Here is a 13493-nt window from a genome sequence, read left to right on the forward strand (position 1 = left end):
TACGAGTCCCACAACGATTGTCAAAGTGCCTTGCGAGTGATGCATGAGATGTGGTCATTCACTCAACAGAATCAATCCAGTAGATCGGACAAACATGGAGCGCGAGTACGGTCATGATTTGACAGTTGAATTGGACTTGGAGGAATTGATCAACCACCTCTCTCTGATTCGTGTGGTCTCGAATCTAAACAGTCGGGCAGAGGAAAGCCTGATCAACTACTGGGCATCGGATGATGGTGCTGTTTTTTTTGCAGACGCAAGGAGATATGTAGCGGATGCATTACGGATTGCACCACAAGGGCACCCGGAGAGAGGGAGGGCGTACAAAAACTTTGCGTACCTTCTGTTGGCACGAAATAAAACGAGTGCTGCCTGTGAGCTGATTAAGCGGGCAACGGAAATCTTCCGGCAAAACGGGCTTTTGGAACCGATTGACGAACTTCTAGAAATGCTCTCGACTCGAACGGAAACCGAGTGCAAGTTGTTGCAGGTTCGCATTGCAGCGGTGCTCAGAGAGATGGAAGCTGCGGGATTATAAGAGACATTGTGGGCTACCGTCCATTCCATAAAAAAGGGCAGAAACCGTCACTCGCGGTTCCTGCCCTTTGCATCAATCGGTGATTTCGTTGATCGCGTTGATCGTGAAGATCGGGTGTTGGTTCCCGTCTACATCCTGAACGAGCTGTTGGTCTTCGTCTGTATGTACAACTTCATTGATCCAGATTTCACCGCGCCCCACCATTACTCCACGGTCATTCACAAAGAGGTCTTCTGCTTTTTGGTTGATCAAAGCTGTTTTTACCCGAGTCGTCATGATTTCATCATATTGATTGAGAAACTCCTCTCGTGTTGCGTTCTTGTAATTTTTTCCCGAATCATTGACACGCAAAGGGAACCTCAATAAATCTGCTACGGCCTCGTGATTCTCTTCTTGAACCATCTGTTGTAACTTTTTGAAAAACGCTTCGAATTCCTTAGGGTAATAGATTCCCGCATCTCGGTAAGGATTGCCAGCACTGATGTCAGCTTCTTCCGGTGCATTTGCCGGGGGAAGGGTTGCAGAGGCGGGTGCTTTCGTCTTCGTATGGATTGGTACGTGGAAAGGATCATCGACCGGCACAGATGCTTCTATCGTATGTGTTGGACTCTGGGAAGGCAATAAATTCCAAGTGGCCACCCCGATAAAAATGACCCCAGCTACGAGCACCAGCGAAATAAAAAATCTACGTTTCGTTCTTTGTTTCCTCACCACGATGATCCGCTCCTCGAACTACTTTGATCTAGGATATCAAAAAATAGACGTTTCACGGGGTGTTTTCATTACACCAAGAAATTCCGCAGCACGATTTGTTTGCGGCGGTGCTTGAGAAACCTTGGTTTCCGCTCGGGAATACGAGGATTTTGCACTAAACAGTCGAAAAAGAACACTAGCATTCGCCTAACCGCCGTCAACAAACGCATAGAATTCTTGAGGAGCGGGCGATTCAATCCGCTCTTTGTTATTGTAGAGATAGAAAGATTTACGGGAAAAAATACTTTTTCCATATGCTGTAAAAATCATTTTCTATCTACGAAAATAGTGTTACACTATTACGAGGTTATAATTGATCCAGAAAAGGTGTGTTTCCAGGACGCGCCCTGGCTTGCTGTGTGCTGAGCAAGGACCGCCCGCCTCCTTTCTGTAAATCTTAATGTGTAAGGATGGTTAAAATGAGTGGACAAACTGGAACAGACGTAATCTTAATCGGTGCAGGGATCATGAGTGCGACGCTCGGCACTCTCCTGAAAGAACTGGTGCCGGACTGGAAAATTACCGTGTTTGAGAAGCTCGGAAGCGCTGGTGAAGAAAGTTCGAACGAATGGAACAACGCAGGGACAGGTCACGCGGCCCTGTGCGAGCTGAACTACACCGTCGAAAACCCGGATGGATCCATAGATATCACCAAAGCGATCAAAATCAACGAACAGTTCCAGCTGTCCAAGCAATTTTGGTCCTATCTGGTCAACCGCAACCTGATCCAAAACCCGAAGGACTTCATCATGCCGCTGCCCCATCTGAGCATGGTGCAAGGGGAAGAGAACGTCGCGTTTTTGAAAAAACGCTTCGAAGCACTCTCGAACAATCCCCTGTTCGAAGGGATGGAATTCTCCGATGAAACGGAAAAACTGAAAGAATGGATTCCGCTGATCATGAACGGTCGCGACTCGAACGACCCGATCGCGGCAACCAAAATCGATTCTGGTACAGACGTTAACTTTGGAGCTTTGACTCGCATCTTGTTCGATCACCTGAAGAAGCAAGATGTAGAGATGAAGTTTAAACATAGTGTAGATGATATTAAGCGTGCCGCCGACGGCTCGTGGGAATTGAAAGTGCGCAACGTCAACACCGGCGCGGTCGAACGCCACACGGCGAAGTTCGTGTTCATCGGCGGCGGCGGCGGCAGTCTGCCGTTGCTGCAAAAGTCGGGGATTCCGGAAAGCAAACACATCGGCGGGTTCCCGGTCAGCGGCCTCTTCATGGTGTGCAACAACCCGGAAGTTGTGGAGCAGCATCATGCGAAGGTCTACGGCAAAGCGAAAGTCGGCGCTCCGCCGATGTCGGTTCCGCACCTTGACACTCGTTACATCGACAACAAAAAATCGCTGCTGTTTGGCCCGTTTGCAGGCTTCTCTCCGAAGTTCTTGAAAACCGGCTCCATGTTTGACTTGTTGGGCTCCGTGAAGCCGAACAACGTCTTCACGATGCTGGCAGCCGGCGCGAAAAACGTTCCGCTGACCAAGTACCTGATCCAGCAGGTCATGCTGTCGAAGGAAAAGCGCATGGAAGAACTGCGCGAGTTCATCCCGAACGCCAAGAGCGAAGATTGGGATATCGTCGTTGCAGGCCAACGCGTACAGGTTATTAAAGACACGGCTGACGGCAAAGGAACGCTGCAATTCGGTACGGAAGTCGTCAGCGCGGCGGACGGCTCGATTGCGGCACTGCTCGGCGCATCTCCGGGTGCTTCGACAGCCGTTCACGTCATGCTTGAACTGATCAAGAAATGCTTCCCGCAAGAGCTCAAAGCATGGGAACCGAAGATCAGGGAAATGATCCCGTCTTACGGCGTGTCCCTGCTGAAGAACCCGGACCTGATCCGCGAACTTCATGCCTCCACGGCGAAGACGCTGGGTCTGAGCGAAGATTCTTCGTTGCAGACGGCAAGCGTGTCCTAAGAGATAAGATTCGGACGAAAAAACTCCCTTTTCCTGAGAGGAAAGGGAGTTTTTGTGTTACTTAGAGAGCATGTTGTCGATGCAGCGCAGGATCTCTTCGCGCTTGCCGGAGACCTTCGCGACGCGTTGCTCTTCCGACTTCATGCGCTCCAGCGCTTTTTCCAAAACTTCGTTCTCCATCGTCTGCGGGATGACGACGACACCGTCCGCATCGCCTACGATGAGGTCACCGGGGGAGATGGAAACACCGCCGCACGAAATCGGAACATGGAGTTCGCCCATCCCGGCTTTGCCGCAGGGGGCCACCGTGGTTCCTTTGCAGAAAACGGGGAAGTTCAGCGCTTTGCAGCCGCGAACATCGCGAATGACGCCATCGACGACGACGCCCGCGATGCCCAAGGTTTGCGCCATCCCAAGGATAAAGTCGCCGGTCATCGCTCGGTACATGTCGCCTTTGACGTCGACGACGAGGACATCGCCCGGTTGCGCTTCCCGAATGGCTTTGAGAAATAGCGAAATAGCATAGCTTGCTTTCGAGTTTTCGATAACGGGGACGTTCCATCAAGAAACAGACCACGCCAACAGAACCTGCGCCGCATAGTACGTCACCATCACCAGCACTTCAAACACCCGCGAACCCTTCACAAATCGATTCCACGCGAGCACGGAATCCGAGATCATAAACAGCACCGCTCCCGTGAAAATCCACGCGTCGCCCGACGTGGCGGCCCGCCAAACCATGCCGAGAATGACGAGGATGTAGCAGGCGACCGCCACGAGCAGACCCCGACCGCCGGAGCGCAAAACCCCTTTTGCCAGCAGAAAAAAATACACCGCTCCAAACGCGGCCAACACCCCCGCGACGATCCCCTGATGCTCCGCCAACCCCTGCAAGGAACCCCCGCGCCCCGGCGCAAAAGCCGCCATGTAACAAACATGCGCCGCAAAAAACGCAAGCAATCCCGAGAGAAACCTCTCCTTCGGCAGTACCAAAAAAACATCCCCCGCAAGCGACAGCACCAATCCCGCCAGCAACCACCGATCCAAGGCGTCTCCAAAATCCGCCCCGAGCACCGCCAGCAGGAGGATCACAACCATCGTTCCCGGCTTCCACCCATACCTCGCCTTCTCCCATCCACGCGCAATCGCCAGCAAATCCATCAACCCGCACGCCATCGCAACCGCTGTCAGTGCTAACATCTCCGAGTTGTCCCCTCTCGTTTAAATCGAAAACCGAAAATCTTCATTTCGATCATGAAACTTCTACACTCACACGCAAGAAGCCTTCCAAAAACCCCCACTCCAAAAACAAAAAAACACCACAGCCACATCCACGAAGACTCGTAACGGTGATCATTTTACTTTTTTGAAAAGTGTGAAATAATAGGGACTGATATTTCACTCGAAAGCGAGGACTTTCATACTTGGCAAACATCATGAACCTTCAAAACCTTCCCGGTGAATTCAGCGAACACTTCGACGACTTCATGGGCAAAATCAGCACGCTCTATCTCGGGGGAGCCGCAGGAAGTCAAAAAATCTACGTGAACATCGACCGCCTCGAACCCGGTGCGACCAGCACCGTCTATCACAGCCACTCGCTTCAGGAGGAGTTTTTTCTGATCTTGCAAGGCTCGGGGACGCTGCGCTGGAACGGGGAGGAGTATCCGGTGAAACAGGGCGACTTCATCGCGAAGCCTGCAGGACAAGGAATCGCGCATACGTTCCTCAACACCGGCGAGACCCTGTTGGAGATCCTCGACGTCGGCACGAACGAAATCGGCGACGTTGCGCACTACCCGGACGAGGATGTGTACTACCTCCGCGATCAAAAGCTGAAGTTTAAAGGGCAAGACGCCATCGACTTTGAAACGGAGCCGAATGCGAAGTAGGCAAACTTTTTCCTCGTCTTGCCAGTTTGTTACAGGCGCGGTATGCTGTTTCTGGAGGTATTCCATGAAGCAGTATTTACTCGCGCTTTTTACAATTGCTGTACTTTGTGCGGGCTGTTCGTCCAACGCGACGACGGCGTCCACCTCAACGCCCGCAAGGCCCGCGGCAACTCCCGCCTCTCAACCCAGCGACAATCCACCGTCCGCACCGGAAAAAACCGCACCGGCCCCAACCAACACCGACGTGGATCACGTTCTGCTCCTCGACGAGGAAAATACACCCACCGTTTTACCGCTCACGCCAGTCCCTGCCGAACACGCACTGGTCAGCGGCCAAGGAGTGCTCTCCCTGAAACCGCTCCAACCGATTTCCGCCATCCATTTCACCGTCCCGCCCGCTCTGGCAAATCAACTTGCGGCGTACTGGGTGAACGAGGGGGACAACGTGCACAGTTTGCTTTTTTTAGGTCCCAAGGGTTGGAACGTGCAGAAAGCCTCCTTCGCAACTGACGGCTCGATGAACATCCGTCTCGTGTCCCCGCAGGACCCGAAGCAATACCTGAATTTGCTTGGAGACGGCGGGTGCGCGGGTTGTGCGCTGCGCCATCTCGGGACGGTGTTCCCCAATCGCACAGCCGCCGCCAGCGAATTTGCAGGCCAACCGGTTGAGCTGGGGAACTTCCCGCACACCTACGCGATCACCCCAAGGGTCATGGCGATCTCGCTCGGAAGCGCGGAGGCGGGTTATGAAGCGAACGCCGTCGACCTCGACCGCACGGAGGACAACCAATACAGCTTCGACGTCGTCGAAATCAAAACGAAATCCACCGACCTCCCGCTGCAAACGGTGATTTTGAACTTCTACTGGCAAGAGAGCTACGGCATGAAATCTTGAAACTTTTTCCGAACTTCCCCGTATATACCAAGTAACACCGACTTCTCAAGGAGAACTGCCATGTTCGGAAAAAAACCAACTTCACCCGACCCGCAGCTGGAAAACAGCTTTACCTGCTCCTCGATGCTCATGGTCATCGTGTTGGCGGCGATGGAGCTCCTACATAATATCTACCAGAGCGATATCGACCAACTGCTGATGAAGTGGACGCACGCAGATCACGTGCCGTCTTACATTTCCATGATCGTCACCTTCGTGATCCTGGTTCTCATCGGGCTCCTGTTCGACCGTCAGCAAGACGTGGTGATCGAGGACGAGTACATCCAGATCGGCAACTCGCCGCTGCACTTCTACCGTACGGATGAAATCCGCGAAATCAAGCTCAAGGAAGGCCGGCTCACCATCTACACCCGTCGGCTGCGTTTCTTGACGTCGTACCACGTTCGAAAACCGCAACGCACCGCCGCGCACCGTTTACTCTGCGAGTGGGCGAACCAGCACGGCATCGTGTATAAGATCATGTAAAAACCGCCCTGCCACGAGAGCAGAGCGGTTTTTTCTATTGCCGAACAGGAAAAAATCCCCTATACTAGCGGAAACTCTTACCATTTATCCGAGAGAGGACGATCACATGACAACCAAACCTACACATCCGATCTTGATGGAATTTCCCGACCGCTTCGAAACGGAGCGACTGCTCGTGCGCTTGCCGCTGCCCGGCGACGGCAAAGAAGTCTATCAATCCATTCTGGAGAGCTTGGAAGAATTAAAACCGTGGATGCCCTTCGCGCATCTCGACCAGACGGAAGCAGACGTGGAGCTTAACATCCGGGAAGCGCACGTGAAGTTTTTGCAACGTTCGGACTTGCGCTTGCTGGCGTTTCATAAGGACACCGGCGAATTGGTGGTCAGCACCGGATTGCACCGTTTGGACTGGGAGGGGCGCCTATTTGAAATCGGCTATTGGGCACGCACCAAGTACGCAGGGCAGGGACTTGTCACGGAAGCGGTCCGCGGTCTGGAGGAGTTTGCGATCAGCCATTTGCAGGCGAACCGCCTCATGATCCGTTGCGACGAGCGCAATGTCCGCAGCGCGGCGGTGGCGGAGCGTCTCGGGTACACGCTGGAAGGCATCCTGCGCAACGAAAGCCTCGACATCGTGGACGGCAAGACGCTGACCAACACCAAAGTCTACGCGAAAGTACGAGGGCACGAATTCGCATGATGATGACGCTGGCGGGAATGGTGCGTTTTTTTGCAGCGACAGGGGAGGCGGGGCCGGATGCTGAGATGGTGCCGCAACTGCTGGAGCGCTGGGGGTATGACGCGGGCACGATTCGCTTCGTGCGCGCTTCGCAGAATGTTATCTTGAAGTTTCAGCGGGACGGGCAGGATTTCATCTTGCGCTTGAGCCACGAGAGCGAGCGAAGTTTGCAGGAGATCGAAGCGGAGTTGGCGTTCTTGAACTTCCTCGCCCAGCGGGATGTACCCGTTCATCAGCCGGTCGCATCAAAAGCAGGGCGTGAGATCGAGACTTGCGACAGCTCGCTCGGCGTGTTTCACGCGGTGGTGTTTACGTACTTGCACGGCGAGCATCCGGAGCTGGAAGACTTGGACGAAACCGGGTTCGCCCGCTGGGGAGCGGCAATGGGGCGTCTGCACCAAGTTGCAAGTCAATATGAAGCCGAGTGCGAACGCCTGCCGCGAGACGCTGACACCGATCAAGCCAAGACGGGTCGGCGCAAGACCTGCTTTGAGCAACTGGCGCTCGCCAAAGCTGCTTTGCCCGCTGAGGAAACGGCGGCGTTGCAAGAAGTGACCCGCCTCGAAACGTGGCTGCGCTCCCTCCCGCGCACCGACGACAACTTCGGCATGATCCACTTCGACTTCGAACTCGACAACCTGATCCGGCGCGAAGACGGGGAGTTGCAAATTCTCGACTTTGACGGCTGCTCCTGCAATTGGTTTGCCGCCGACATCGCGTTTGCTCTGCGCGACTTGTACGTCGCGGGCGCAGAAGCAGACGAGGAGGACCCGCGCATCCGCGCCTTCCTCCAAGGCTACCGTACGAAAAAAACACTCCTTCCCGCAGACGCCGCGCATCTCCCGATGTTTTTGCGCTTCCATCAACTGTTGATGTTCGCCAAATTGCTCGACGTCGTGCGCCTCGAATCCGGCCCGGAGTGGGCGATGAACTTGAAAGCCCGCTTGGAAGGCAAACTGCAAGCTCTGCGCGAGTGTTTTTCGCAGCGAGGAGCAAGCAAATAAAAAACCGCAATCGTCCTCTTCCTGGAGGCGAGCGGTTTTTTTCTTAGAATGCAGAGGGAGGCTGTGAACGTGCATTTTCATAGCGAACAGGACATCGTATTGACTCTATAAAGCGGCGGGCAGTCCGTGAAGGTACATCTCCAAACCGTTGCCGTCACGAAAGCTTTCCAACGTGTCGGTGATGGGAGCAGGGGGGACGGCGAAGTTGGTCTCATAGTCCACCTCGTCATAGATTTTGCGAACGGGGAAGGCGAGCTTCTCCTCGTCCAGCGAAAACCGGGCGTCCACTCCCGGTTTGTTTCCGCGCGCATCCAGACGAATCCACTTCTGATGTTCGCTCAGGTAGACGGTGTTCAGCGCATGCACGCAATGCCCGTCCTCCGGCTTGTCAAACAACGTCAGCCGCTGGTAGCAAAAACCCGACGGAATCCCCGCCGCCCGCAGGAGCGCCGCGAGCAGATGGGATTTGGCATAACAGATGCCGTGCCCGTTCTGAAGCACCTCCGACGCGGTCGCTTGCACATCGGTCGCTTGAATGTCCCACGAGTGTGCGATTCGATCCCGCACAAATTCATAGATGTCGCGCACGAGTTCCGTCTCGCTCTGCCCTGATTGAAGCTCTCGAACCAATTCCTGAATCGCGGCGTTGTCAAAATCAACGTACCGATCCGACTGCAAAAAGGCATCCATCGGCTCCGTGGTCTTCAGTTTGATCATGGCGCACCTCTCTTCAAACGATGTAGTAATGATACTTATTTTTGCATTTTTATGCAATGTGAGTTTTGACCGTACGAGAAATGGAAATCCTGAATCTGTTTGAGCAAACAGGAGGAGGACCCTCGCATGGACACCAGAATCGAAAGAGACACCCTTGGTGAAATACAAGTCCCGGCCGACAAACTCTGGGGCGCGCAAACGCAACGGAGCGTGGAAAACTTCCCGATCGGCACGGAACGGATGCCGATCGAAGTCATCCGCGCGTTCGCCATCCTCAAGCGCAGCGCCGCTCTCACCAACCGCAAACTCGGCAAACTCTCCCAAGAGAAAGCCGACGCCGTCGTTCGCTCTGCAGACGAAATTCTCGCCGGGCGGTGGGATGAGCACTTCCCGCTGGTCGTCTGGCAAACGGGCAGCGGCACCCAATCGAACATGAACGTCAACGAAGTGATCGCGCACCGCGGCAATCAACTGTTGGAGCAATCCGGCAGCGACGCCCGCCTGCACCCGAACGACGACGTCAACAGGTCGCAGAGTTCCAACGACACGTTTCCGACCGCGTTGCACATCGCCGGCGTGCTCGCCGTGGAAGACCGTCTGTTGCCCGCCCTGCAAAAGCTCAAAGCCACCCTCGATGCGAAAGCCAACCAATTCGCCAACCTGATCAAAATCGGACGCACCCACCTGCAAGACGCCACGCCGCTCACGCTCGGCCAAGAGATCTCCGGCTGGGCGCACATGCTGGAAAAAAGCGAGCGGATGATCTCCGACAGCGTGCGCTCGATGAAGGAACTCGCCATCGGCGGCACCGCCGTCGGCACGGGCCTCAACGCGCCGCCCGGGTTCGGAGACGCCGTCGCCGAAGAGATCAACCTCTATCTGAATCAATCGTTCTCCTCCGCCGTCAACAAGTTTCACGCGCTGACGTCCCACGACCAAGTCGTCTACACGCACGGCGCGCTCAAAGCGCTCGCCGCCGACTTGATGAAGATCGCCAACGACGTGCGCTGGCTGGCGAGCGGTCCGCGCAGCGGGATCGGCGAACTCACCATCCCCGCCAACGAGCCGGGCAGCTCGATCATGCCGGGAAAAGTCAATCCGACGCAAAGCGAAGCGATGACGATGGTCGTCACGCAAGTCATGGGCAACGACGCGACGATCGGGTTTGCGGCAAGCCTTGGCAATTTCGAACTCAACGTGTTCAAGCCGGTGATCATCTACAATTTCTTGCAAAGCGTCCGGCTGTTGGCGGACGCGATGATCACGTTCAACGACAAGTGCGCCGTCGGCATCGAGCCGAACGTCGAGCGCATCGAACACAACTTGCACAATTCCTTGATGCTCGTCACCGCGCTCAACCCGCACATCGGCTACGAAAACGCCGCCAAAATCGCCAAACTCGCCCACGCCGAAGGATTGACGCTCAAGGAAGCGGCGCTGCGGACCGGCTTGCTCACCGAAGCGGAATTTGATCAATACGTAAAGCCGGAAGACATGATCTAACCCCTGAACGAAAAATGAACGGGCTCTCGACGGGCTCGTTCTTTTTTTATCATTGGAACTTGATGTTTAAAATATTTAGATATATGCTAATGTCGTGACAAAAGGTAAACGAATAAAGGGAGGGAATTTCATGAAACTTGTACAGAAGCTTGCGTCATCGCTTCTGATCGCAGCCCTTGCGGTGTTGCCAGTGCAACTCAGCACCCCGTCGGCTGCGCAAGCGACGGTTTCAACAGAGACCGTGCAAGCGGTGCAAACGTTGCAAGCGCCCCAAACGGGGGAGACGGTTCCGGCGCAGACCGACACGCCGTTCACGATCCAAAGCGTGTTGGGCGCCCAAGGACGTGTGCAGGCGGTTTTTACCTACACGGGCACGTTGGAGAAAGGGCAGCAAGTGGAACTGGCGGTCTCCAAGCGCGGCAGCAAGCAAAGCGTCTATGAAGGCAAACTGAAAGCCACCGCCAAGACGCTGAAACTCGACGGCCTCGCCCCCGGCGACCTCTACAGCTTCAACGTCAAAATCACCGGCAAGAAAAAAGACACTCTGCCCGCGACCGAGTCTTACACCGGCGACCTCGTTGTCCAAGTGAAGCAGGACGCCAAGGGCAACGTCACCAACTCCAACTTGCAACTGAGTCGCGTGGAAGCGCATAGCTCGCTGAACCTCGCCGACGGGCAGGTGCAATCGCTCCTCTCCGTGTATGAAACCGAATCGAACAACACGTTCGGCACGGCGAACCGTGTGATCACGGGCGACGACATGTTCGGCAAGATCGACAGCTCCACGGACGTCGATTTCTATAAAGTCCAGTTCTACAACAACGGCATCGGCCGCTTCTGGTTGGGCGGCATCCCGACGGGGTGCGACTACGACCTCTATGTATACGACCAGAACTTCAACCAGATCGACTACTCGATGTGGGGCAGCAATTACGATGAAGTAATCACCGACTTGCCCGTGACGGCGAACCAATGGTACTACGTGAAAGTCGTCGGGTACAACAGCACTTATAACACTTCGAACTCTTACGATTTGCAAGTCACCGGCTCGACGACGCCGGCTTTGAATTCTGATTCTTATGAAAACAACAACACGTTCGACACGGCGGTGGCAGTCGGCAAGTCCGACACGATTTACGCCAACTTGCCGAGCGCGGCCGACGTGGACTACTACCGCATCTATGTGCCGCTGCGTTCGACGTTCGCGCTGAACTTGAGCAACCTCCCGACGGGCACCGACTACGACGTGGTACTGTACGACGCTTCGCAAAACTGGGTCGATTCCTCGATGAACTGGGGCACGGCACCCGAGTCGATCTCAGACACCCTGAACCCCGGCTATTACTACATCAAAGTCACGCCGTACAGCGGGTCGTCCACGTCGAACTACAAACTGGATCTCTCGACGAACACGATTCCGGTGATCCTCTTTCCGGGGATTGGCGGTACCGAACTGAACAACAATGGCAGCCTCACGTGGTTCGGCCTCTGGGACGCGCTGTTGATCAACGAGCCGATCAAGCACAACCTCTCGCTGAATCCCGCCTGCTCCGGCTGCACGGACGTCGTCGCCAAATATTCGGACGTTTCGATCTCGCCGGTGTCGAGCAACTACGGACTTGACGGCATCTCGTACGTCTCCAGCATCCATCTCAGCATGACGTCGTACTACAACGACATGATCAACGACCTCGTCAAAGCGGGCTATGTGCCGGGCAAGACGCTGTTCGGCTTCCCGTACGATTGGCGTCTCGACAACCACTGCCAAAACACCGCGCTCACCAATAAAATCAACGAAGCTCTGAACGCGTCGGGTGCCACGAAAGTGCAAGCGGTCGCGCACAGCATGGGCGGTCTCGTCGTGAAAGACTATCTCTTGAACCAAACGGGGATGGCGGGCAAGTTTGACCAAGTGACAACGCTCGGCACGCCGTACCTCGGCGCGGCGCTGGCTTCGAAAGCGCTGGCGCTTGGCGGATACAATTTCGGCGTGCCGATTCTCATGAACTCTACGGGCGAAGCGATCGCGCAAAACGCCCCGGCGGTCTACCAACTGGCACCGTCGAATGAATACAACAACCAAGTCAACGCCAAACTGGGTCGCTCCACGTACCAGTACATCGACATCCTCGGCCATGCCACGAATTACACGCACGCGCAATTGAACGCGAAATACCCGAACCAAGCGCTGGCCGCGCAAGCGGATCAGCGCCACAGCCAATGGGATACGTCGTATCCGGGCGTGACGCAATACCACATCGTCGGCGACACGGTCGACACGATCACCGCGTACAACTACTGGGAAATGAAAGACATCTTCCACTGGTTCTACTTGGAGTACGTCATGACCAAGGGAGACGGCACCGTTCCGTCGTTTTCGGCGATGAAACCGGGCTCTTCCGGCGCGTCGTTCTACTTCTCCGGCGCAGACCACATGGGCTTGGTGAAGGACGCCGCGACCCGCGCGCAAGTCCTGAACATCGTCAAAGGCACGCCGAACACTGTCGCAAGCGGCATCCGCACGTCCGCGTCGACCGGCGCGATGACGATGTTGACGGCGAATTCGCTGACGGCCGCTCCGACGAGTTTCAACAACATGACAGTCGAACTGACGAATCTCAAAGACAATTCCACCTCCGTCATCAAATTCCGCAGCGACGGCACAATCGACGACGAAAATTCCACGGCGGGCTTGATGGCGCAAGTGGCGCGTCTGGAGGACGGCACGAACAACTTGCAGTTTTTCATCAACAAGTACGACAACTACAGCATCGTCGTGAAAAGCACCGACGGCACCGAGTTTATCGTCGCCAAGTACGACCTCAACGACTCGGGCGCAAGCAACCGGTTCTCCTACGGCAAACTGCAAAACTTCGCGTCCGCGCCGCTGACGATCCGTCAAATCAACGGCAACACGATGATCTACCAAGGCAACACCTTGATTTCCGGGCAGCAACTGACCATCAAGTAAAGCAAATTTATCAGCTTGCCGTCATTGA

General features: G+C 55.1%; 12 protein-coding genes and 1 pseudogene. 9 read left to right on the plus strand and 4 right to left on the minus strand.

The annotated features are described in order from the left end of the window. Positions 1-94: 94 nt before the first annotated feature. The gene (locus EL26_RS07830) at positions 95-538 is read left to right on the plus strand and encodes a hypothetical protein (protein ID WP_038086435.1); all 444 of its coding nucleotides are present in this window, start codon (positions 95-97) and stop codon (positions 536-538) included. 72 nt (positions 539-610) lie between these two features. On the opposite strand, the gene EL26_RS23575 is transcribed toward EL26_RS07830, so the two are convergent. Next, on the minus strand, positions 611-1252 hold the full coding sequence (locus EL26_RS23575; RefSeq protein ID WP_052036126.1) for a hypothetical protein: 642 nt from the start codon (positions 1250-1252) through the stop codon (positions 611-613). 458 nt (positions 1253-1710) lie between these two features. Between EL26_RS23575 and EL26_RS07840 the strand changes: the two genes are divergently transcribed. Further along, positions 1711-3219, plus strand: coding sequence for a malate:quinone oxidoreductase (locus tag EL26_RS07840; protein WP_038086438.1), 1509 nt, complete (start codon positions 1711-1713; stop codon positions 3217-3219). A gap of 57 nt (positions 3220-3276) precedes the next feature. On the opposite strand, the pseudogene EL26_RS25895 reads toward EL26_RS07840, so the two are convergent. Continuing rightward, positions 3277-3726, minus strand: a pseudogene (locus EL26_RS25895) (RraA family protein); the annotation flags it as partial. A 54-nt stretch (positions 3727-3780) separates the two neighbouring features. Next, positions 3781-4419: a lysoplasmalogenase gene (locus EL26_RS25900; RefSeq protein WP_052036127.1), complete on the minus strand. Its 639-nt coding sequence runs from the start codon at positions 4417-4419 to the stop codon at positions 3781-3783. A 224-nt stretch (positions 4420-4643) separates the two neighbouring features. Here EL26_RS25900 and EL26_RS07855 point away from each other — a divergent pair, with 224 nt between their 5' ends. From EL26_RS07855 to EL26_RS07875, 5 genes are all read left to right on the plus strand, one after another. After that, positions 4644-5111, plus strand: coding sequence for a cupin domain-containing protein (locus tag EL26_RS07855; protein ID WP_162835158.1), 468 nt, complete (start codon positions 4644-4646; stop codon positions 5109-5111). A 64-nt stretch (positions 5112-5175) separates the two neighbouring features. Continuing rightward, positions 5176-6006, plus strand: a complete 831-nt coding sequence (locus tag EL26_RS24470; RefSeq protein WP_161780679.1) for a DUF4850 domain-containing protein — start codon at positions 5176-5178, stop codon at positions 6004-6006. A gap of 60 nt (positions 6007-6066) precedes the next feature. Next, a complete protein-coding gene (locus tag EL26_RS07865; protein WP_038086443.1) occupies positions 6067-6531 on the plus strand; it encodes a hypothetical protein in 465 nt (154 codons plus the stop codon). A 106-nt stretch (positions 6532-6637) separates the two neighbouring features. Next, positions 6638-7231, plus strand: a complete 594-nt coding sequence (locus tag EL26_RS07870; RefSeq protein ID WP_038086446.1) for a GNAT family N-acetyltransferase — start codon at positions 6638-6640, stop codon at positions 7229-7231. Next, on the plus strand, positions 7228-8274 hold the full coding sequence (locus tag EL26_RS07875; protein ID WP_038086449.1) for a phosphotransferase enzyme family protein: 1047 nt from the start codon (positions 7228-7230) through the stop codon (positions 8272-8274). The genes EL26_RS07870 and EL26_RS07875 overlap by 4 nt, the downstream gene beginning before the upstream one ends. A 105-nt stretch (positions 8275-8379) precedes the next feature. Here the strand turns inward: EL26_RS07875 and EL26_RS07880 are convergent, their stop codons facing one another. Continuing rightward, positions 8380-8991 carry a transglutaminase-like domain-containing protein gene (locus EL26_RS07880; protein WP_038086452.1) on the minus strand — a complete coding sequence of 204 codons (612 nt, stop codon included), beginning with the start codon at positions 8989-8991 and terminating at the stop codon, positions 8380-8382. Positions 8992-9117: 126 nt separating this feature from the next. On the opposite strand from EL26_RS07880, the gene fumC reads away from it, so the two are divergent. Both fumC and EL26_RS07890 read left to right on the plus strand, forming a co-directional pair. Beyond that, positions 9118-10494, plus strand: coding sequence for a class II fumarate hydratase (fumC, locus tag EL26_RS07885; RefSeq protein WP_038086455.1), 1377 nt, complete (start codon positions 9118-9120; stop codon positions 10492-10494). Between the two features lie 130 nt (positions 10495-10624). Next, the gene (locus EL26_RS07890) at positions 10625-13465 is read left to right on the plus strand and encodes a lipase/acyltransferase domain-containing protein (protein WP_038086458.1); all 2841 of its coding nucleotides are present in this window, start codon (positions 10625-10627) and stop codon (positions 13463-13465) included. Positions 13466-13493 lie beyond the last annotated feature (28 nt).

This window comes from Tumebacillus flagellatus (assembly GCF_000714935.1).
Lineage (GTDB): Bacteria > Bacillota > Bacilli > Tumebacillales > Tumebacillaceae > Tumebacillus > Tumebacillus flagellatus.